The sequence below is a fragment of the Enterococcus sp. DIV0840 genome (assembly GCF_050527835.1).
Taxonomy (GTDB): Bacteria; Bacillota; Bacilli; order Lactobacillales; family Enterococcaceae; genus Enterococcus_L; species Enterococcus_L ureasiticus.
Window position 1 is genome coordinate 552,086 of sequence record NZ_CP172876.1, and the last position, 20,870, is coordinate 572,955.

Here is a 20,870-nt window from a genome sequence, read left to right on the forward strand (position 1 = left end):
GAGCTTATGGAAAAAGAGAAATTATTGACGGTAGGACAAGTGGCTGAAATCATGAAATTACCCAAGTCAAAGATTCGTTATTGGGATGATATGAATTTACTGACATCCTCTAGAAATAGACATAATGGTTATCGGATGTTCGATATGGAGGATATTCTAACAATCAGTGATATTGATTTTTACCGTAAGCTTGATATTCCCATCAATAAAATGACGAACCTTTATCGAAAATCGCCAGAGGAATTATGGACTATATTAGATGAAACAGAAACGAGAGTTGCTGCAGAGTTAGCTGAACTTGAGAAAAAGCAACGAGGAATCAAACACAGAAAAGACCAATTATTGAGCTTGATCGAGTTGAAAGAAAAAGAATTTCTTGATGAGCCATTAGATGTAGAACGAATTATTCCGATTGATTTAAAAGATCCCAATGAATTACAGACGTATATTGACAATCCTTCTAGTCTAGTGGTTTACATTGATCCTAAAAATGAAAAAGAAATCATCTACGGTTTTGCCGTAAATACAAAAGAATTTGTAGAAGAAGCCACGATTTGGCAACAAATAGAGCAACCAAAATATTCATATAAACAATTTCTGCTGACAATCAAGTCAGATGATCCTTCAGAAAATAATTTCCTGTCAATAAAAGAAAAATTGGAGAAACAAGGCTATCAGACAGGGACAATGATTGGGCGTTATATCATGACTGCGGAGGACCAAGAAGGGTTTTACCGAGATTATTACAAAGCGTGGATCGAAGTAAATAAGTAATATTGGGCATAAATATCGTAATCTTACTGAGAAGATGCTATGATTTAGCCAATCAAAAAAAGGGTGATCAACCAATGGAAAAATTACAAACAATTCAGGATGTAGTGACCTTTATCAACGAAAATCATCTTGTTTTTTTATATGTCTCACAAGAAAATTGCTCTGTGTGTCACGCGCTTAGACCTAAATTGACCGAACTATTAAAACACTATCCTAAAATAAAATTAAGAGAAGTGGAAGCAGATAAAGTCAAAGCAATTTCAGCTGAATATTTGATTTTCTCAGCACCGACCTTACTTTTTTTTGTCGATGGAAAAGAGTATCTTCGTGAAGGGAAATTTGTTCAGTTTAAAAAATTAGCTAATTCGATTGAGCAAGTGTATTCGTTTAAAGAGAGCCAAATATAATGTGTTAGGGTATCTGTTATCAAAATGTAAGCGTACTATTGACAAAGAAAATAAGACGTTGTATACTTTGGTCAACGGATCGTTACTGGTTAAGCAGGCGTGACCTCTCACATTACTTTTTTTGGTGATGTTTGATATGGTCAGGTCTTTTTTCGTTTTTCAAGTCAAGAACAGGAGATAATTTCAATGAAAATACTGAAAGTTTTTAATAATAATGTTTCTTTGGTTTTAAATGATGACAATATCGAAGAAATCATTATGGGCAAAGGCGTCGGCTTCAACAAGCGTGAAGGTGACGTGATCGATTCAGCCCTGATTGAAAAAAGATTTGTTCTTGAAGGTAACAATTCCGTTAATAACTTAGACAACCTGCTTGCACGAATCGATATTGAAGATATTGAACTGGCCAGTGATATTATTCAATTAGGCGAAGCAGAATTAGAACAGTCTATTGATGATTCTATTTTGCTGACATTGTCCGATCATATCGGTTTTGTCTTAAATCGAGCAGCAGAAGGGTTGCAAATGCGCTCACCATTGGAGTGGGACATCAAACAGATTTACACAAAAGAATATGCGTTTGCATTAAAAGCCGTTCAGATGATGCGAGAGAAAACAGGTATTGAGATTCCAGACCAGGAAGCAGCCTTTATTACCCTTCATTTTGTAAATGCCTACAACTCAACTAGCAATATGAACGAAACAATGTTGACAACCAAAATCATTCAAAGCATTATCGATATTATTAAGTACCATTATGGGAAAGAGTATGATGAAACGTCTTATGATTTTACTCGTTTCATTACCCATATTCGTTACTTTGTCAAAAGGCAGTTGGACAAAGAAGTCTCATCAAATGAGGATTCATCCTTGATCAATCTGATCGCTGTCAAATATGAACAAGATTATCAGTGTGCAGTCAAAATCAAAACATTTTTGGAACAACAATACGATTGGAAAATTTCCAATGATGAATTGATGTACTTAACACTTCACTTAAATCGCTTATCAAGCAATCAATAGGATCGTTACTGGTTAAGCAGGCGTGACCTAAGAAAAACACTTAGTTTATAAGTGTTTCTTAGGTCACTTTTTTTATAAAAAAATGAATCAAAGAGAGGAATTATCATCATGCGTTATGAAGAAGAAAGTAAAAAAATCATCGAACTTGTCGGCGGCAAGTCGAACATCAATAGTTTAGTTCACTGTGCGACGCGTTTAAGATTCAGTTTGAAGAATACAAAAAAAGCGGATAAAGAAGCTTTGGAAAAACTACCGTATGTAATGTCTGTAGTCAATAGTGGTGGACAGTATCAAGTAGTGATCGGTAGTAAAGTACCAGATTATTATGCGGCGATCCAATCGTTGGCTGACTTAAATGAAGATGCACCTAAGACTGAAAAAAAACTAAGTTTCAATTATGTGTTTGAAGTGATCTCTGGTGCCTTTTCACCATTGATTCCAGCAATGGCAGGTTCTGGAATGATCAAAGCTGTATTAACGATTTTAGTTGAAATGAAACTCTTAGCGGATACTAGTTCCACTTACATGGTATTGAGTGCTGCGAGTAATGCAATCTTTTACTTCTTACCTGTTTTTCTAGGAATCACGTTGACTAAAAAAATTGGCGGCAATATGTATGTAGGTGGCGTAATCGGTGCAGCGTTACTGGAACCGTCATTTACTGGAATGATTGGTCAGGAGAAACTTGATTTTCTAGGAATCAATTTAAATGTTGTTGATTATGCAACAACTATTTTCCCGATTTTTGTAGCAATTTTTATCTACTCATTTGTGGATAAACTTTTACGGAAAATTATATTTAGAGACCTGCAATTATTTGCAGTGCCGATGTTTAGTTTGATGATCATGGTTCCGTTGACAGCCTTACTTTTTGGTCCTTTTGGAACAGTGATCGGTGATGCATTATCACAAGGTGTTATGTGGTTGATCGGTAAAAGTGCGCTGCTTTCAGGAATCGTATTAGGCGGCGGAATGCCATTCATGGTCATGTTTGGTCTGCATTGGGGCTTTTCACCAATTACGCTTGAAAACTTGACTGTTATGGGTGGTGATCCCATTGAAGGAATGGCTGTTGCAGCTGTTTTTGCACAAATTGGGATCGCAATCGGTTTTTATTTGAAATCGAAAAAACATTCTAAAATGAAAGCTTTAGCTGGACCGTTAGCGTTGACTGGTTTATTTGCAGGGGTAACAGAACCAATCGTTTATGGGCTGATTTTAAGATACAAACGTTTATTGCCAATCGTAGCAATTTCTGGTGCCATTGGTGGTGCAATATGTGGTGTGACAGGTGTTACGATGAATGCTTATGTGTTCCATAATATTTTCTCTATTCCAGTTTATACACCTAAAGTTGGTTATTTCATCGGAGTGGGTGCCGCTTTGATCGCAGGTGCAGTATTGACGTATTTCTTCGGTGTCAAAGAAGATGAAATGGCAGATTTCTTACCAGAAACAGATCAAGGGGAAGAAGATTTTCAAGAAGAACCGTTGAGCGAACAAGTAATGAATGAAACGACGGTTTATGCACCACTTGAAGGAACTGTGATTCCATTGAAAGAAGTAGATGATGATGTATTTTCGAGTGAAATTGCTGGAAAAGGAGTAGCCATTATTCCGACTGACAATAAAGTAGTTGCTCCATTCGATGGAACCGTCGTAGCGATTTTCCCGTCAAAACATGCGATTGGGTTAAAATCAAATGGAGGCAGTGAATTATTGATCCATATCGGAATCAACACAGTCAATTTAAATGGCGAACACTTTGAAACAAAAGTTGAAATGGGTGATACGATCAAACGTGGGCAAACGTTACTAGTATTTGATCGTGAAAAAATCGAACAAAAAGGCTACGCAATGACATCACCAGTGATTTTAACAGATGGTCAAAGTATGGAAACGATGAACATTATCAATACCACTGAGTCAGTAACTCCCGCAACAAAACTATTTGTTGTAGGCTCAAGTAAGGAGGAAACGGATAAATGAGAAACGATTTCTTATGGGGCGGTGCAGTAGCTGCTCATCAAGTCGAAGGCGGTTTTAATCAAGGTGGTAAAGGCGTGAGTATTGCAGATGTAATGACCTCTGGTTCAAAAGATCACGCTAGAGAAATTACAGATGGTATTATAGAAGGAAAATTTTACCCTAACCATGAAGCAATCGATTTTTATGGTCATTACCAGGAAGATATCCAATTGTTTGCTGAGATGGGCTTTAAATGTCTAAGAACGAGTATTGCCTGGACGAGAATTTTTCCAAATGGTGATGAAAAAGAACCGAATGAAGCTGGACTAGCGTTTTATGACGATTTATTTGATGAATTATTGAAACATGGCATTGAGCCTGTTATTACGTTGTCACACTTTGAGATGCCCTATCATTTGGTTAAACACTATGGCGGTTGGCGTAGTCGTGAACTGATCGGATTTTTCACTAAATTTGCAGTGACCGTGATGGAGCGTTATAAAGACGAAGTAAAATACTGGATGACCTTTAATGAAATCAATAATCAACGCATTTTGGAAAATCCAATCTATTCTTTTACCAACTCAGGTATTCTTTATCATGAAGGCGAAGATAAATTAAAAACGATGTATCAAGCAGCACATTATCAATTTGTGGCGGGGGCAATTACAGTTGCTGAAGGGAAAAAAATCAATCCTAATTTTCAAATCGGTTGTATGCTGGCGGCAACACCAAACTATCCGCTGACGAGTGACCCTAATGATATTATCGCGGCTCAGCAAGAAGATGAAAAGCAATTATTTTTTACGGATGTCCAAGTAAGAGGAAATTATCCACGGTGGTCAATTAAAGAATGGGAAAGAAACGGCTATGAACTGGATATTACGGATGCAGATTTACAGACATTAAAAGCTGGAACCGTAGATTACATTGGTATCAGCTACTATTTAAGCAATACGATTTCAACACGACCAGAAGCGGTTCGTTTGGAAGATGATTTGCTTGGAGACAGCTCTCTTGTTGAAAATCCTTATGTCAGTATGACGGAATGGGGTTGGTCGATTGATCCGGCTGGATTACGTCACTATCTAAATCTTTTAAGTAATCGTTATGAGCGCCCGATCTTTATTGTAGAAAACGGTTTTGGTTATGCGGATACTTTAATAGAAGATAAAGTACACGATACAGAAAGAATCGATTTTCTTAGCCAACATATCAAAGAAATGAAAAAAGCAATTGAGCTAGATGGTGTAGATGTTTTAGGCTACACGGTTTGGGGCTGTATCGATCCAATTTCATTTACCACTGGAGAAATGCGTAAGCGCTACGGGTTTATTTATGTAGATCGTGACAATCAAGGGAATGGTTCACTAAAACGCATTAAAAAAGATTCGTTTGAGTGGTACAAACATTTGATCCAAACGAATGGAGCAGAAATCTAAACTACATTATTATAGAAGTTTCTCTCACTGTATTGTAGTAAAATAAATACAGTGAGAGCTTTTTTTTGTAAAAAAGCATAAAATAGAGTGGATAGATAGAGAATGGGGAATTAATGAATGAAAAAAAAGATCGGATTTATTTTACTTAGTATAGTAGTAATAGTAGGGGCAATCATTTATTTTAATCAGAATCAAGAAGAGAAAGAAGAGGCATTATTCAAAAAAGAAGCCATTGAATTTTGGGTAATCAGTGATCCGCATTATATCGATAAAAGTTTAACGGATTCAGGGATCGCATTCAAAAAAATCAAAGAAACAGCAGCAGGAAAAGAGCTGGATTATCAAAAAGAAAGCTGGCAGTCTTTTATCAACAAAGCCATTAAACAAAAACCAGATATGCTGATCATTACAGGAGATTTAACGTTAAATGGGGAAAAAGTCAGTGCTGAAAAGCTAGCTGAGTTACTCAAACAATTAACAAACAAAGGAATCAATGTTTTTGTCATTCCAGGAAATCACGATGTCAATGACGGCTGGGCTAGAAAATTTGTTGGGGATAAACAGGAAAAAACAGAGGCGATTTCAATCGCTGATTTTAAAGAAATATTTGCTGACTTTGGGTATCAAAATGCCACGAACTACGATAAAAATTCATTAAGTTACTCAGTGGCAGTCAATCAAAAATATAATTTTCTGTTCCTTGATTCCAATATATATCCAGAAGATAATCAGCCTCAAACAAGCCCCACAACTGGTGGTACGATTCGCGGGAAAACAATGAAATGGGTCAAAAAGCAACTAGAAAAAGCAAAACAAGAAAAGAAAAAAACGCTGGTTTTCGTGCATCACAATATTTATGCTCATAACAAACTATTATCAAGCGGCTTTGTTCTCAACAATGCAGACGAATTCAAGCAAGTATTGGCAGAATATCAAGTACCGATTGTTTTTTCTGGCCATATCCATGCTCAAGATATCATGACTGAAACGATAAAGGATCAACCGCTAACTGAAATTGTATCCAGTTCCTTTTCGATTGCACCTCAAGCTTATGGTGTAGTCAAACTAAATGGAAATTCATTTGACTATCAAAAACAAGAAAATACGCATTCCGTTTCTGAAATAGAAAATTATCCTCAATACATCAAAGAACTTTTTATTGAAGATGGAAAAAGACTAGGCTATTCTCAGTTGATCGATGCTGGATTAACAGATAGCCAAAAATTAGATACGGCAGCTGAATTTGTGGGACAGGTCAATTATCGCTTTTTCTCTGGGAATGATTTTATTACAGAAAAAGAAGTAGAAAAAATCAAAGCAGAAGCTGGGTATCAAATCATTACTGAACATAGCAAATTTTTAAAAGAATACATCGATTCGATCATCCAAGATAAAAATCAAGAAGATAATCGATTGAAACAGAATTTTGACTAATATATTCCTTTCAAACTTCCCGAATTTCAGATGAATGAGGGAAGTTTTTTATTGATAGCTTTTAGTTATCATACCTGCGAATAAACTATTATCAGTTTCAAGCGTTTTGTACTATCATAATAAGATAAAGAAAACGCTATAAAAATAAACGATAAATGAAGCAGAGGAGCGAAAATCATGGAATTGATTTCAGGTGAAAAGGGATTTGAATTGGTACACCAAAGTGGCAACTGGGTATTAAAAAAGGATATCGGGTTTTCGCCAGTTGAACTGTTAGTTGCATCCATCGGTGCCTGCGGAGCCTATGTTTATGAAAAAATATTAACCAATTCTAATATCGATTTTACGATTGAAAAGGTCGATATCTCTTATGAACGAGCAGAAACTAAACAAGCGAAACCTTTAAGTCGCGTCGTGATTACTTTTTCAATCCATATTGCAGAAGATGAACAGGGGAAAGCTGAGCGAGCACTTAAACTGATTGGAAAGAACTGTCCAGTCATGCAATCGCTAGACCCACAAATAGCAGTTGTTGAAAACCTGATTTTTGTTTAGTTTAGCATCAATTGTTCCATAAGGAGGAATAGAATGAAGAAGTTTTTTGTAATTAGTACACTTTCACTCTTAGTTTTTGTGACAGGTTGTAATTCGGCTGGAAAAACAGAATCGAATGAATCGAAAAAAGCAGTTGTTCACTTTACCGAACCAGCAGAACTGCTCACTCTTGATACAACGCAGGAAGAAGATTTCACTAGTTTCAATGCTCAAAATCAAGTCCTTGAAGGGCTTTACCAATTAAATGAAAAAGATGAAGCAATTCCAGCTGTAGCCAAAGAATTACCAGAAATCAGCGAAGACAAGCAAACATATACGATTTCTCTAAGAGAAGATGCAAAATGGTCAAATGGCGATCCTGTTACAGCTAAGGACTTTTTATACGCTTGGAGACGAGCAGTTACACCAGAAACGGCACCGTCCTATGCGAGTCTATTCGTTTCTTCTATCAAAAATGCAGATGCTATTTATCAGGGGCAAATGAAACCAGACCAACTTGGGATAGAAGCGCCCGATGAGCATACATTAGTGATCCATCTGATCAAACCAATTCCTTACTTTACTTCTTTACTGACGTTTGAAACGTTTTTCCCAATCAATCAAGCGTTTGCTGAAAAACAAGGGAGTGACTATGGAACTTCTGATAAAACAACTATTTATAATGGCCCCTTTGTTCTAGAAGATTGGGAACAAAATTCTGATACTTGGAAATACGTCAAAAATCCAGAGTATTGGGATAAGAAGAATGTGACAGTCGATGAAATTCAAACCACTGTCGTAAAATCAACAAGCACAGCAGTTAATTTATATCAAACGGATGAGTTAGATCGAGTTGTGTTAGATGGAGAATTTTCTAAACAATATAAAAATGATCCTGATTTTCAAAATCAAAATGACACAAAAATGGGGTATCTACGGTTTAATCAAGGTCAAGGCAAACCGTTGGCAAATCTTAACTTACGTAAAGCAATCTCTTTAGCAATCGATCGAGAAACCTTCGTGAAAAATGTCTTAGGAGACGGTTCTATTGCAGCAACAGGATTCGTTCCAGAGAACTTTGTTCAAAATCCAAAAACAAACGAAGATTTCCGGAAAGAAAGTGGCGTTCAGCAAATATTCGATAAAGCTGCAGCACAAAAAGCGTATACACAAGCGAAAGAAGAGTTGAATAAAGAAAATATCACATTAGTTTATCTAACTAAAGATACAGATACAGAGAAAAAAACAGCGGAATATTTGGCTAGTCAAATCGCTGAAGTATTGCCATGTATCAAATTTGAAATCACCACATTACCAAGTAATAATGTGCAGGAACGTTATTTATCTGGGGATTATGACATTGCTTTTGGTCAATGGATGCCCGATTTTAAAGATGCAATCACATTTTTAGATATGTTTGCCTCTAATTCAGGGTTAAACCACGTCAATTACAAAAATCCAGCATATGATCATTTGATTCAAGCTGCATCTGATACGGATGCAGCGGATGAAGAAAAAAGATGGTCAGATCTATTACAAGCAGAACATCTTCTATTAGCAGAAAATTATACGATCGCACCGATTTATCAACAACAAACAGCATTACTGCAAAAGAAAAATATCAGTGGGGTAGTCAAACATAGTTTTGGTTCGCCATATAGCTTTAAATATATTCAAGTAGAAGAAACCAAATAATTAGAAGCTAGAGCAAAGTGTAAAAACCTTGCTCTATTTTTTTGTGGAAAAAGAATTAGTTTTCACTTGACACATGAATTGTTATTCATGTATTATGAATTTATGATATATGAACGGATATTCATTTGAAAGAAATACGATGTATTTTTTCAGAAAACAACCAAAAAGGAGGAAGAGTAAAATGGAAACAACAAAAGCACACAATCACAATTGCTCAAATGAAAAAGGACATGACCATGACAGTAGTCATGGACACGATCATAGCCATGGGAAATCCCCAGTTATTTTATTTTTTACAGGATTAGCTATCTTTATTGGGGCATTCTTCATTAATGAAGGCTCTTTATTACAGAATATTCTCTTTGTCAGTGCAATGTTACTATCTGGTTATCACATCATTATAGAGGGTATTGAAGATACGATCAGTGAATCAAAAGAGCAAAGAAAGTTTGTACCGAATGTCCATATTTTGATGACCTTAGCCGCATTTGGTGCAACGATCATCGGAAATTATGAAGAAGGAGCATTGCTGATTATCATTTTTGCAGCAGCTCATTTTCTTGAAGAGTATGCAGAAGGCCGCAGTAAAAGAGAAATTACCAATCTACTTAAAATGAACCCAACAGAAGCTCGCCTGATCCAAGCTGATGGCAGCGTGAAGACAGTCGACGTGGCAACTCTAAAGATCGGCGACAAATTACAAGTATTAAATGGTGACCAAATCGCGACAGATGGCATTATTCTATCGGGAAGGACTTCAATCGATGAATCGTCTATCAATGGTGAAAGTATCCCTAGAGAAAAAACAGTTGGTGACGAAGTATTTGGTAGTACTATAAACGGCAGTGGTACATTTACAATGGAAGTTACAAAAGACAGCAATGATACAGTCTTTGCCAAAATACTTCAATTGGTCAATCAGTCGCAGTCAAACTTGTCCAAAACGGCTACTAAGATTCAAAAACTAGCGCCCTGTTATGTGACGATCGTCTTGATTGTAGTTCCGATTTTTATTGTGGCTGGTCCATTTTTATTTAATTGGTCATGGGATGAAAGTTTTTATCGCGGCATGGTATTTTTGATTTCTGCATCACCATGTGCGTTGGCAGCTAGTGCTGTTCCAGCAACGTTATCAGGAATTTCCAATTTAGCTAAAAGGGGTGTTTTATTTAAAGGTGGTTCTTATCTAGCCAACTTGGCAACGATCAAATCAGTCGCCTTTGATAAAACTGGAACATTGACGAAAGGCAAACCATCCGTTACTGACTTTTACTTTTTAACAGATACAGATCAATTAACAGAGCAAACATGTATCGATTTAATTGTTGCCATGGAAAAAACAGCAAACCATCCTTTAGCCAATGCAATCTTAGATCGATTTAAAGCAACAGCGGATTTGACGTTAACGGTTGAAAATGAAATTGGGAAAGGATTAGTGACAGAATACCAGGGTGACACTTATCAAATCGGTAAACCAGAAATTTTTGATCTAGTTAATAATCAAATCAACGCTCATAATGAACAATATGCAAAAGAAGGTAAAACCGTTGTTTATTTTGCGAAAAATAATGAAGTGATCGGTTTGATTGCGATGATGGATGTACCAAATGAAAATGCAAAAAACGTGATCAGCTATCTGAAATCACAAGGTATCCACACGACAATGATCACCGGAGATGCGGAATTAACAGGACAAGCAGTCGGTCGTCAAATTGGGATCGACGAAGTTGTCGGGAATGTCTTACCAGAAAATAAAGCAGCGATTATCAAAGAACAACAAGTACGTTTCGGCAATGTCGCAATGCTAGGTGATGGTGTCAACGATGCTCCTGCATTAGTAACAGCAGATATTGGTGTAGCAATGGGAAACGGTACAGATATCGCAATAGATGTAGCGGATGTTGTATTGATGAAAAATGATTTAACAAAATTCAGCTATGCATATAAAATATCTAAACGTCTAGATCGAGTTGTTTGGCAAAATATCATCTTCTCAATGTTTATCGTATTTTTATTGATCACCTTAAATATTCTAGGAAAAATGGACATCACAATGGGTGTCATTGTACACGAAGGAAGTACGTTGCTAGTTATTTTGAACGGATTACGTTTGTTGATTCCGTCGAAAGAATAGAAGAATGAAGGACATGATTCACCGTCCATTTTTTATTCAGATTTTATGTAAGGCTGAGACAAAAGCGTTATTTCCGAAGAAACTGCTTTTGTCTCTCCGTTTATTCGGATTTAGAGCGTGAAACAAAACTGAATTTTAGGTTTGTCCCACAATCATTTTTTGTACTTGATAGACTTATTGTGATTGTAAAATGATAGTAAACGACAAAATAATCAATTCTACCGATATCCAAAACCAGTAATTGATTATTAAAACGCTTCATAGTATAGTTTGATTAGAAAATACAGTTGTAAATTGTGAATAAATCGGGGATTTTATGTGAAAAAATAGTGAATGCTGAATTTTTTTTTTAATAGGATTGTCTATTGGTGATTAAAATAATAACAAATATATAAATGGTTTGAAATGTAAAAAAAAGAACAAAATTGGTTTTGAATTAGAAAAAATATTTTGCAGAGGTATAGTTTCTTGTTTTTTTAGAAAATATACCTTTTTTTGTATGAACCATAGTTCTGGAAAAAGGTATAGAAACGTAGGTTAATAAAGGATATTATTGCTTTTGGGAAAGAAAGGTAGATGATTTAGTTCGTATGAGTATTTATATGTATAATTTATATAAATACTTGTATTGTATACGGAAAATCAAAAATTATTAATAGTTTTTTCTGGTATATATAATAAAAAAACACGCATTTGTTTTTTTTTCGAATGTATATTTTTTGAAAATAAGCTAGAGAGTAATTTTAGGTTCCCAAAAAGGGAAATAAATCGTTAATTCAGTTTGTTTGTTTGAGCTTTATCTGATAAAATAGAAAGAGGTAGGCACGTTTTTGGAGGTTTTTGAGTATCGTTTTTTATCAAACATATAATAGCTGATGGATGAATAAGGTTGGCGAAGTGAGATGGAGTAACAGTTACTGAAAACCACACTTAGAAGTGAAGTTGATTATTTTACAATAAAAAGATTACTGCACTTGTCACTATAGTTACATATATAGACAATCACATAATTTACTTACGTATTAAAGTAGCCCGTTTAGAAATAATCAATGATAAAGAAGTAGCCCCATTTTTGTAGAAGGAAGTGAGCATATGCTAAAAATTTTTGGCAAAGGTAAAAAAAGAAAAAAATATGACGATTACGATGAATATGATGACGAAGATTACGACGACGATGAGTACGATGATGATGAAGATTATGACGACGAAGACTACGACGATGATGAAGATTATGATGACGATGATGAAGACTACGACGATGATGATGACGAAGACGACGATGAGTACGATGATGATGAAGATTATGATGACGACGATGAAGACGATGACGATGATGATTATGACGATGAAGAAGAATCTCGCTCGTTATTCACACTGAAAAAGAAAAAGCAGGCTCCAGCACCTAGAAAGCCAAAACCAAAGAAAAAGAGACCACCAGTCAACGAAGTGATCGATGATGAAGAATTAGAAGAACTTCAAGAAGAAATTGAACAACTTCAAAGCGAACTTCGAGAGCTAAAAACAGAGTTACGTAAGAGTAAGAGAGAAAACTCTCAATTACAAAACGAAGTAGAGGCTGCACGTCAAACAAGTGAATCATTAGAAAACGAATTATCAATGGTACAAGCTGTACCAAAAGATTACGATGCTGGTATGGCAGAGCTTGAACAAGTAAAAAGTAAATATAATAGCTTACTACGTGAAAGTAATCGTCAAATCGATGAAACTGACTTAAACCGTAAAAAAGCAGAACGCTTTGCGAATAAAATTAGACAGTACGAACAAGAACTTTTAGCGAAACAAGAAGAAATCGAAAAACTTTCAGAAGATCGTATCGTGATCATGGCATCAGATACACCAACAGATACAGGTGCCTATGAAGAATTAGCAAAAGTTCGTCAAGAGTTAGAAATGACAAAACGCCAACTTGCTCAAAAAACGATCGATGTCGATCAACAATTGTCTAAAGAAGACATTGGCGAAGTGTTATTGGATGCGAAGAGACAAGCAAAAGAAATCATCAACCAAGCAAATCAACGTGCACAGCTTATCAATGAAGAAACAAAGAAAAAAGCTGGTGTGTTAAAACGCTTAGAACGTGCAGAACAAGAATACCAAAACTATTACAAACGCATCAAGGATGTTAAAGAAGAATCAGAGCAAGCATTCAACCAAATCATCAACTTGGTGAAAGACGATCCATATCAATAATCAAGAGAGGACACAAAATGAAAAAAAGAAATCTAAACAGTAAAAAGTTACGATTATTAAGTGTAGGGTTACTTACTTCAAGTGCTGTCCTTTCTGTTACCGATGTTCAACCAATTGTTGCTAAAGAAATTGATAATCAAGCAACCTCAGGTTCCGAAGAACAAGAGAGTGTAGCAATTTTATCTTCAACTAATGAACATGAAGCAACAGAAAGTACAGTAGAAGGTATAGAATCTAGTTCCTCTATCGAAAATAGTACAACTTCTTCAACCGATGATTTGACCGAAGAAACAAGTAGTGAGTCATCCAGTTCATCAGATGAAACTAGTTCTACACAAGATACAACAGAGCCAACAAGTACATCTGATACGAATACGTCAACAACAAATACGTCAACAACTGGAACAACGACAAGCACAACAAGTAGCAGTACTGACTCAAGTACGACGAGTTCAACAACAACTCCGTCAAAACCTAAACCAAAACCTAAGCCTAAACCAAAACCAAAGCCAAAACCAACTAAACCGAAACCAGCACCAAGCAGACCAACACCGCCGGTTCAAGGACCAATCCAACAACAACCGAGTGTAACAACTCCGCAACCAAGTACTGGTTCTACAGTTGGAACGGTTACCGGGAACAATACCAGTGGAAGTTCAGCTAGCGGATCAGATCAGGTATTCCATATCAGTCCTAATCTGACAACTAAAAGTTTTGTCAAAGTAATTGGTGAAGACGCCCGCTCAATTGCTGGTGAGAACAATTTATATGCGTCAGTAATGATTGCTCAGGCAATTTTGGAAAGTGCTTCTGGAAATAGTGCATTAGCTTCTGCGCCAAATTATAATTTATTTGGTATCAAAGGTAGTTATGAAGGGTCAAGTGCGAATTTCTTGACCAGTGAAGATAATGGCTCTGGCGGTATGTTTACGATTCGCTCTAATTTTAGAAAGTATCCCTCTTATAAAGAATCTTTAGGCGATTATGTGAAGCTTCTTCGAGGTGGTACCGATGCTAGCAGTGGATTTTATAGCGGCACATGGAAAAATAATACCAAATCATATAAAGATGCGACGAAGTTTTTAACTGGACGTTATGCAACTGATACTAGCTATAATTCAAAATTGAATGGCTTGATCGATGCCTATGACTTAACGCAATATGATACGCTAAAAGACAAAAAGAAAACTAAAAAAGCTAAAAAAATTACGTTGAATACTTCTTTTGATAAGTTAGAGAAGAAAGAAGATCAAAAAGATGCAACTATCGAATACCGTACACACGTCGTGAAAAAAGGTGAATCACTTAAATCAATCAGTGATCTGTATAATATTTCTACACTAGCAATTCTAGAGAAAAATCAATTAGATCGACGTATGTTGTTCATTGGTCAAAAATTGAGTGTTCCTAAACAAGAAGACAAAGTGACGACTGTAGCAAAAGAAGATGCAGTAGATCGCTCATTGGACATGGTTCAAAAATTATCGAATGCTTTTAATGGTCAAGAAACCAGTCAAACAAACGCTAAAAAAGAAATAAAAACAACATCATCAACTAAAAAAGAATCAAAAACAGCAAAAGAAACGACTAATAAAACAGCGTCAAAAGATTATCAAGTAAGTGCAACTCGTAAGAAGACAAAAGAAACATATGAAGTGAAAAAAGGAGATACTTTAGCAAGTATTTCTAAAAAGACTGGTATTTCAGTTTGGTCGTTAAAAGAGTGGAACGACTTAGATCAATACTTCTTAACTGAAGGACAGCAGCTTATCTTAGCGCCAGTTTATGATCTTCAATCATAAAAAACAAGAAAGGAGAACGGTTTAATGAATGATTATTTCGATGTATTTTTTCATCAACAAGCAATCCCATTCACACTGGGAACCGTTCTCTACCAAAAAGATAACACTGAAGAAATCGTTGAGGCGTGTGAAACACTCTATGAACGCTCAACAGGAGATTTCCTTACTTTTCGGGAGAATGATGAAATTTCCCGAAAAGTTATTTCTTCGCCTATCAAAAAGCATGTGGAAATTCAGTTTTTTCAGGCTCAATTAAATTGGGATGTTTTATTGGAAGAATTAGAAGAGCTTTTCCCACAATTTGTTTGGACCAAACTAGTCGAAGAAGTCGATGGTATTTTTAGTACATATTTCTGTGAATTGATTCCTGTTTCTTTTAGTTCTGAGGAAGAAGAGGAGCCGATTCAATTTATCGTTTCAGCTAGCTTGGAACAGATGGGCTATTCAAAAGGCGAGTCTGTCAGTAGTATTCTAGAAGCAAAACTTCTTTCTATTTTTCAAGAAGAAGAAAATGGACCTTTTTCTGGTGAAACACTAAGTTTTCCAGTAGAAGTATCTATAGAAGAAAATGTTGAAAAAAAAGCAGATTTTACTCGCTCATTTTTAGATGAAGAAGAGCCTGAAGATGAGGAAAGACTTGAAATCGAGCCAAAAGATGAAATTGAGATATTGGATATTGCTCGCTCAGAAGAAAGCGAAGTCCTTTTCTTAAAAGAAAGTTTAAAACGAGAGAAAGCGTCAAAGGAACGTGTGCGGGTAGCAAAAGAAAAATTGGAGCACGAGCTGCTCGCCATAGAAAACAGCTTACTCGTTAGTGGCTTAAAACGGTTCAAGAAGCATCAGAAAACGTCAATTGACGAAGAAGACTGGTATAAACCTGTGCGTATTGATTTAATCCAGTATGATGATTTGTATAAAAAAGCGAAGTTTATTGAACAATCATGGCGATTGAATCGGCAATTAGTAACAACCACTGAAAAAATGACAGTAACGAAAGATCAATGGACCTATGAACGAGCGCGTATTGAGAATATTAAAAATAGTGTCTCAGAAATGGATTTACGATCAATGATGGAGCAATGTCATTTAATTAATGAACGAGTTAAAATTCGCCCTGGGTTACTGTTTTTGAAACCTAGAGTAAAATTATATCAAATTGATTATGAACAATTAGAGAAAATCAGTGCCTTTTTTGATATCATTCAAACTGAAAACAGACTATTAGAATCAGTGATTGAACAAAGAGAACTCGATGCATAATCATTAATGAAGACAACAGAAACACTAGGAAACTAGACGTGTTTCTGTTTTTTTGTGTCGATAAATAGGGTAAAACAGCTCAGAGTGTTGGAGTTTTTCCTTTGAAAATACATAGAAACTCCTAGAAAAGTACATTATTCAATGAAAAATTAGGTAGAAAATCTGTAACAATTCTAGATTTTTGTAACATTACACTTGTTATTAATTTGAATGATTGAAAATTTCAGAAAAAATCATGTTTTTTTCCATTATTAAAATCAAACATAAATCCAGTGCGAACAGGTGTTTCACTGCTTGTTTTTTACAGACTGTTACGCAACGAAAACACTCGTAACGAATTGTCACTATATGTTCACCTATGAAATATTTTTAGATGTTAAAGTATGCAAAGTCGATAAACAAACGACGAAAATATTTTTTACAAAGGAGAAACAACATGAAATCACTTAAAACGATTTTATTAGCAACAACATTGACTGCAGGATTTGGAATTTTTATGGGAACGACTGACGCGCACGCTGATAGCTTATATACAGTAAAATCTGGTGATACATTATCTACTATCTCTCACCAATTTAATGGAGACAATAGCTTGATCAATCTAATTGCAAAAGATAATAATATTTCTAATATAAATATGATCTTTGAAGGAGAACAGTTAACGATCCGTACTGCTGAAGAAGCGGCACCAGCACCAGCCCAACAACAAGCGACAGTTCCTGTACAGGAAACGCAAGCACCAGCAACACCAGTTGTAGAAGAAGCACCAGCTGCATCAACAACTGCTGCGACTACCTCTTCTGCAAAAGAATGGATCGCACAAAAAGAATCTAGCGGTTCATATAGTGCAACTAATGGTAAATATATCGGTAGATATCAATTAGATGCTTCTTACCTAAATGGAGATTATTCTGAAGCCAATCAAGAAAGTGTAGCAGATAGCTATGTGGCAGGACGTTATGGTTCATGGGAAGCAGCACAAGCATTCTGGATGGCTAATGGCTGGTATTAAGCAAAATAAACCAAATATTAATATCCAATAGATTTTTAAAAGGGTAGGTTAGGATCGAAGTACATTTCTGAAAAAATGACTACCTTCTATCCTTTACCCAGATTCAAAGTGACTGAGATATGACTCTAAGAGTTATGTCTCAGTCACTTTTTTATTTAACAATTAAAATGATATTAGGCGACATTATCTGAGAAGTGAGTATAATTTAATTAAATGGACTCTATTCAAGAAAGGATGTAGAAAAATGCCTGAATTTTATAAAAACCTCAAAACAGGAGCAGTGATCACCGCTGCAGAATATCAGGAAAAAATCATGAATAATATGACAGAAACAAGCGCTGATCTAGGAACGATGGGTGTAGGCTCTTATAGTAATTTTGTTAATGATGTGTTCGAAGGGGAATTGGATAATTATAGTCAAAATGTTCCGTATAATCCGGAGGAAAAAGAATAATAGCTATTTTAAGAGGGAGGGTTTAAATGAAAAAGCAAACATTTTTGAACAGTGTTTTTAGATTATTTCGATTTATTTTTATCGTTATTTTAGGTTATTTAGTTTATAAGTCATTATTCTCAGAAATTTTAACAAGGAAAATCCATATCTTTCTTTACATTTTTTTATGGCTGTTTAGCTCTTATTTGATGCTTCCTTTTATCAATAAATTAATGACGGGTCGCTATCTGCCAGATTATTTTATCGGTCGTTCCAGAACTAGTGATGGGTTGCTTGGTGATCCTATCAATCTAGCTTTTACAGGATCAGAAGCTGAATTGGAACAACTTTTTTTGAGCTCTGGCTGGAGAAAAGCTGAACCCTTGTCATTACGTTCTAGTTTGCACATGGTCACGGCAAGTGTATTTGGAAAATCTTATCCTAGCGCACCGGTCAGTTCCTTATTTTTATTTAATAAGAAACAGGATCTGGCATTTGAAAAAGAAATTGAAAATAATCCAAGAAGAAGACATCACGTCCGCTTTTGGAAAACGCCTGATAACTGGTATTTGCCTGGAGGAAGAGAAGCAGATTGGTTAGGGGCTGCAACTTATGATAAAAAAGTTGGATTTTCGTTTTTTACAGGGCAAGTCACACATAAAATCAATTCAGATGTTGATCAAGAACGGGATTTTGTGCTGGAAACATTCAAACAATCGAATAAACCAGTTTCAATTGAAGTAGTGGAACACTTTACAACGAGTTATCATGGTCGTAACGGCGGTGGTGACGAAATTTTTACTGACGGTGCATTGCCTTTTATTAAAATGGACTAATAACAAAAAACGGAAGAAGAGATGATTTTACTTTTCTTCCGTTTTTTTTGCTGTTTCTCTAACTTTTTTGATTGAGTGAATAGGTTTCGTAATTTGCTTTTGTCTTAGAAATAACTCCAGACAATAAGAATAAACTGATAAGCGTCCCTTCTCTGACAAAAATTGGTAGACCGTAAATAAATGAAAGGGCAAATGAAACGGTGACAGAAAACAAATCAATACCGTATCTATACTTGGCGAAAGAGTGCCCCGTCAACTCTGATAAGGCAATACAGACACTTTCGATAGGAAATGGCAAAACATCCAGTGAAATGACCATCCCTGTAGCAACACCTGACACACACGTACCAAAGACAAAAACGGCTAATCTAAGAAAATAATTATCCAAATGTAAAGGTGCCAATACCGTGTATGAAAAAAAGTTGATGATGCTACCCAAACACAGTATTGAAAGGAACATCAATAAATATTTGAAGAATTGCTTTTGTTTTGATAACGAAATAAAGAGAATCAAAAATAAGCTATTCAATAAAAAAGTGACTGTGCCAACTTGGATGTCACTAATCTGAGCAATAGCAACATTCAATGAATTGAAACTACTGACCCCAATATCAGCTTTTAGAGTGAAACTAATCCCAATTCCACTAAGTGTGTAAAAGAAAAGAGAATACAAAACCTTTTTCATAATAACCTCCTAAATTTAAAAGCTGAACCGGCTCGTTTAACCTTGACGGAAAAATAGGAAAATGGGAGAGTGCGCTTTTTGCACGATCCTATTTTATCTTTTTACCGAAAGGTTAGCCTGAGAAGCTAGATAACATAAAAGCTGAACCGGCTCGTTTAACCTTGACGGAAAAATAGGAAAATGGGAGAGTGCGCTTTTTGCACAATCCTATTTTATCTTTTTACCAAAAGGTTAGCCTGAGAAGCTAGATGCTATAAAAGAGGAATCGAATATCACTCAAATTTTACAGAAAAGTAATGAAGTCCAACTACCTCTTAGTAGTAATTTACTGGATAGTCAGTCATAATAATAGGAGATATCTCATGTTTTAAGGAGGAGAAATGAAAACATATCGTTTAGATCAACTAGCTGAATTAAATGGGGGAAGCGTAACTAGTCTAAGTGACTACTTTTCAGATGCATTGTTACAACATGCCAAACTCAATGTTTATGATAAAAAAGAATATATTGTTCGATTTGATAAACAAGTAGAACATCTTTTTTTCTTGATTGAAGGCAGAGCCAAAATTTATAAAATACACGAAAATGGCCGACGTTCTCTGATACAATTTTTAGGACAAGGAGATTTTATCGGTGAACTTTCTCTATTAGAAGTAGAAGAACAAGTCAAAGATGTCCAAGCAATCGATCAGTGTATTTGTCTAACGTTACCTTATCATACGGTAAAGCAAGAATTATTGAATGATAACCATTTTCTGAGAATTATTGCTAAATATTTAGGTGAGAAAGTCTTATTAAGAGTGGAACACTTTTCAAATAATCAAAATTATGAACTAAAATATCGTTTATCTGCTTACATGCTGCAAACAGAGCTTGAAGGAATATATGCAGAGAAGCAAACAGAAACCGCTGAGTTTCTCGGTGTTAGTTACAGACATTTGATTTATACTCTGACCGATTTTCAAAAAGCAGGATTGGTTACAAAGCAGGGCAAAAGCTATCAATTAAATCGAGATAAATTAAAAGAATTAGCTACAGGATTGATTGAATATTGAAAGATAGATATAAAATATTCTTCTCTTTTCAAGCAGACAAATAGGAATAGATACCCAAGCAAGAAATTGATTCTTTACTTCAAACAAATATATAAGAAGAAAGTCACGCCTATTCTTAGAGTGACTTTTTTTATTTTATAAGGAATTTTGATTGTTTTTTTTAGT

General features: G+C 35.4%; 17 protein-coding genes. 16 read left to right on the forward strand and 1 reads right to left on the reverse strand.

From position 1 onward, the window contains the following. The first annotated feature begins 6 nt into the window (after window positions 1-6). The 15 genes from IGL98_RS02750 to IGL98_RS02820 all read left to right on the forward strand — a co-directional run bounded on the left by IGL98_RS02750 (window position 7) and on the right by IGL98_RS02820 (window position 18,965). Window positions 7-774 (forward strand): MerR family transcriptional regulator, encoded by a 768-nt coding sequence (locus tag IGL98_RS02750; protein ID WP_206846147.1) that lies wholly within the window; start codon window positions 7-9, stop codon window positions 772-774. A 74-nt stretch (window positions 775-848) separates the two neighbouring features. Beyond that, window positions 849-1,181: a thioredoxin family protein gene (locus IGL98_RS02755; protein ID WP_206911573.1), complete on the forward strand. Its 333-nt coding sequence runs from the start codon at window positions 849-851 to the stop codon at window positions 1,179-1,181. A gap of 186 nt (window positions 1,182-1,367) precedes the next feature. Further along, complete coding sequence (gene licT / locus IGL98_RS02760; RefSeq protein WP_069645874.1) at window positions 1,368-2,204, forward strand: BglG family transcription antiterminator LicT; 837 nt, start codon at window positions 1,368-1,370, stop codon at window positions 2,202-2,204. 108 nt (window positions 2,205-2,312) lie between these two features. After that, window positions 2,313-4,193, forward strand: a complete 1,881-nt coding sequence (locus tag IGL98_RS02765) for a beta-glucoside-specific PTS transporter subunit IIABC (RefSeq protein WP_206846143.1) — start codon at window positions 2,313-2,315, stop codon at window positions 4,191-4,193. Next, entirely contained in the window at window positions 4,190-5,614 is a 1,425-nt protein-coding gene (locus tag IGL98_RS02770) for a 6-phospho-beta-glucosidase (protein ID WP_206846139.1), read from the forward strand. Before IGL98_RS02765 ends, IGL98_RS02770 begins: the two co-directional genes overlap by 4 nt. A gap of 117 nt (window positions 5,615-5,731) precedes the next feature. Then, entirely contained in the window at window positions 5,732-7,048 is a 1,317-nt protein-coding gene (locus tag IGL98_RS02775; protein WP_206911574.1) for a metallophosphoesterase, read from the forward strand. Window positions 7,049-7,225: 177 nt separating this feature from the next. Then, window positions 7,226-7,603 (forward strand): OsmC family protein, encoded by a 378-nt coding sequence (locus IGL98_RS02780; RefSeq protein WP_206911575.1) that lies wholly within the window; start codon window positions 7,226-7,228, stop codon window positions 7,601-7,603. Between the two features lie 33 nt (window positions 7,604-7,636). Further along, window positions 7,637-9,277 carry a peptide ABC transporter substrate-binding protein gene (locus IGL98_RS02785; protein ID WP_206846132.1) on the forward strand — a complete coding sequence of 547 codons (1,641 nt, stop codon included), beginning with the start codon at window positions 7,637-7,639 and terminating at the stop codon, window positions 9,275-9,277. Window positions 9,278-9,458: 181 nt separating this feature from the next. After that, the gene (locus IGL98_RS02790) at window positions 9,459-11,411 is read left to right on the forward strand and encodes a heavy metal translocating P-type ATPase (protein WP_206846129.1); all 1,953 of its coding nucleotides are present in this window, start codon (window positions 9,459-9,461) and stop codon (window positions 11,409-11,411) included. Window positions 11,412-12,503: 1,092 nt separating this feature from the next. Further along, window positions 12,504-13,622 (forward strand): hypothetical protein, encoded by a 1,119-nt coding sequence (locus tag IGL98_RS02795; RefSeq protein WP_206911576.1) that lies wholly within the window; start codon window positions 12,504-12,506, stop codon window positions 13,620-13,622. 17 nt (window positions 13,623-13,639) lie between these two features. Then, on the forward strand, window positions 13,640-15,424 hold the full coding sequence (locus IGL98_RS02800) for a glucosaminidase domain-containing protein (protein ID WP_206911577.1): 1,785 nt from the start codon (window positions 13,640-13,642) through the stop codon (window positions 15,422-15,424). Window positions 15,425-15,448: 24 nt separating this feature from the next. Continuing rightward, entirely contained in the window at window positions 15,449-16,684 is a 1,236-nt protein-coding gene (locus tag IGL98_RS02805) for a hypothetical protein (protein ID WP_206846109.1), read from the forward strand. A 436-nt stretch (window positions 16,685-17,120) separates the two neighbouring features. After that, window positions 17,121-17,696: a LysM peptidoglycan-binding domain-containing protein gene (locus IGL98_RS02810; protein WP_206846107.1), complete on the forward strand. Its 576-nt coding sequence runs from the start codon at window positions 17,121-17,123 to the stop codon at window positions 17,694-17,696. 244 nt (window positions 17,697-17,940) lie between these two features. Further along, window positions 17,941-18,150 (forward strand): hypothetical protein, encoded by a 210-nt coding sequence (locus IGL98_RS02815; protein ID WP_206911578.1) that lies wholly within the window; start codon window positions 17,941-17,943, stop codon window positions 18,148-18,150. Window positions 18,151-18,176: 26 nt separating this feature from the next. Beyond that, window positions 18,177-18,965: an LssY C-terminal domain-containing protein gene (locus IGL98_RS02820; protein ID WP_206911579.1), complete on the forward strand. Its 789-nt coding sequence runs from the start codon at window positions 18,177-18,179 to the stop codon at window positions 18,963-18,965. Window positions 18,966-19,023: 58 nt separating this feature from the next. Here IGL98_RS02820 and IGL98_RS02825 read toward each other — a convergent pair whose 3' ends face one another. Continuing rightward, window positions 19,024-19,650 carry a YczE/YyaS/YitT family protein gene (locus IGL98_RS02825; protein ID WP_206911580.1) on the reverse strand — a complete coding sequence of 209 codons (627 nt, stop codon included), beginning with the start codon at window positions 19,648-19,650 and terminating at the stop codon, window positions 19,024-19,026. Window positions 19,651-20,030: 380 nt separating this feature from the next. Between IGL98_RS02825 and yeiL the strand changes: the two genes are divergently transcribed. Next, the gene (gene yeiL / locus IGL98_RS02830; RefSeq protein ID WP_206911581.1) at window positions 20,031-20,705 is read left to right on the forward strand and encodes a transcriptional regulator YeiL; all 675 of its coding nucleotides are present in this window, start codon (window positions 20,031-20,033) and stop codon (window positions 20,703-20,705) included. The last annotated feature ends 165 nt before the right edge of the window (window positions 20,706-20,870 follow it).

Excerpts from the sequence above, each read along its gene's own strand:
- IGL98_RS02765 (WP_206846143.1), top strand. The coding sequence starts at position 2,313 with ATGCGTTATGAAGAAGAAAGTAAAAAAATCATCGAACTTGTCGGCGGC.
- yeiL (WP_206911581.1), top strand. The coding sequence starts at position 20,031 with ATGAAAACATATCGTTTAGATCAACTAGCTGAATTAAATGGGGGAAGC.
- IGL98_RS02825 (WP_206911580.1), bottom strand. The coding sequence starts at position 19,650 with ATGAAAAAGGTTTTGTATTCTCTTTTCTTTTACACACTTAGTGGAATT.
- IGL98_RS02750 (WP_206846147.1), top strand. The coding sequence starts at position 7 with ATGGAAAAAGAGAAATTATTGACGGTAGGACAAGTGGCTGAAATCATG.
- IGL98_RS02800 (WP_206911577.1), top strand. The coding sequence starts at position 13,640 with ATGAAAAAAAGAAATCTAAACAGTAAAAAGTTACGATTATTAAGTGTA.
- IGL98_RS02795 (WP_206911576.1), top strand. The coding sequence starts at position 12,504 with ATGCTAAAAATTTTTGGCAAAGGTAAAAAAAGAAAAAAATATGACGAT.
- IGL98_RS02785 (WP_206846132.1), top strand. The coding sequence starts at position 7,637 with ATGAAGAAGTTTTTTGTAATTAGTACACTTTCACTCTTAGTTTTTGTG.
- IGL98_RS02810 (WP_206846107.1), top strand. The coding sequence starts at position 17,121 with ATGAAATCACTTAAAACGATTTTATTAGCAACAACATTGACTGCAGGA.
- IGL98_RS02775 (WP_206911574.1), top strand. The coding sequence starts at position 5,732 with ATGAAAAAAAAGATCGGATTTATTTTACTTAGTATAGTAGTAATAGTA.
- licT (WP_069645874.1), top strand. The coding sequence starts at position 1,368 with ATGAAAATACTGAAAGTTTTTAATAATAATGTTTCTTTGGTTTTAAAT.
- IGL98_RS02815 (WP_206911578.1), top strand. The coding sequence starts at position 17,941 with ATGCCTGAATTTTATAAAAACCTCAAAACAGGAGCAGTGATCACCGCT.
- IGL98_RS02805 (WP_206846109.1), top strand. The coding sequence starts at position 15,449 with ATGAATGATTATTTCGATGTATTTTTTCATCAACAAGCAATCCCATTC.
- IGL98_RS02770 (WP_206846139.1), top strand. The coding sequence starts at position 4,190 with ATGAGAAACGATTTCTTATGGGGCGGTGCAGTAGCTGCTCATCAAGTC.
- IGL98_RS02820 (WP_206911579.1), top strand. The coding sequence starts at position 18,177 with ATGAAAAAGCAAACATTTTTGAACAGTGTTTTTAGATTATTTCGATTT.
- IGL98_RS02755 (WP_206911573.1), top strand. The coding sequence starts at position 849 with ATGGAAAAATTACAAACAATTCAGGATGTAGTGACCTTTATCAACGAA.
- IGL98_RS02780 (WP_206911575.1), top strand. The coding sequence starts at position 7,226 with ATGGAATTGATTTCAGGTGAAAAGGGATTTGAATTGGTACACCAAAGT.
- IGL98_RS02790 (WP_206846129.1), top strand. The coding sequence starts at position 9,459 with ATGGAAACAACAAAAGCACACAATCACAATTGCTCAAATGAAAAAGGA.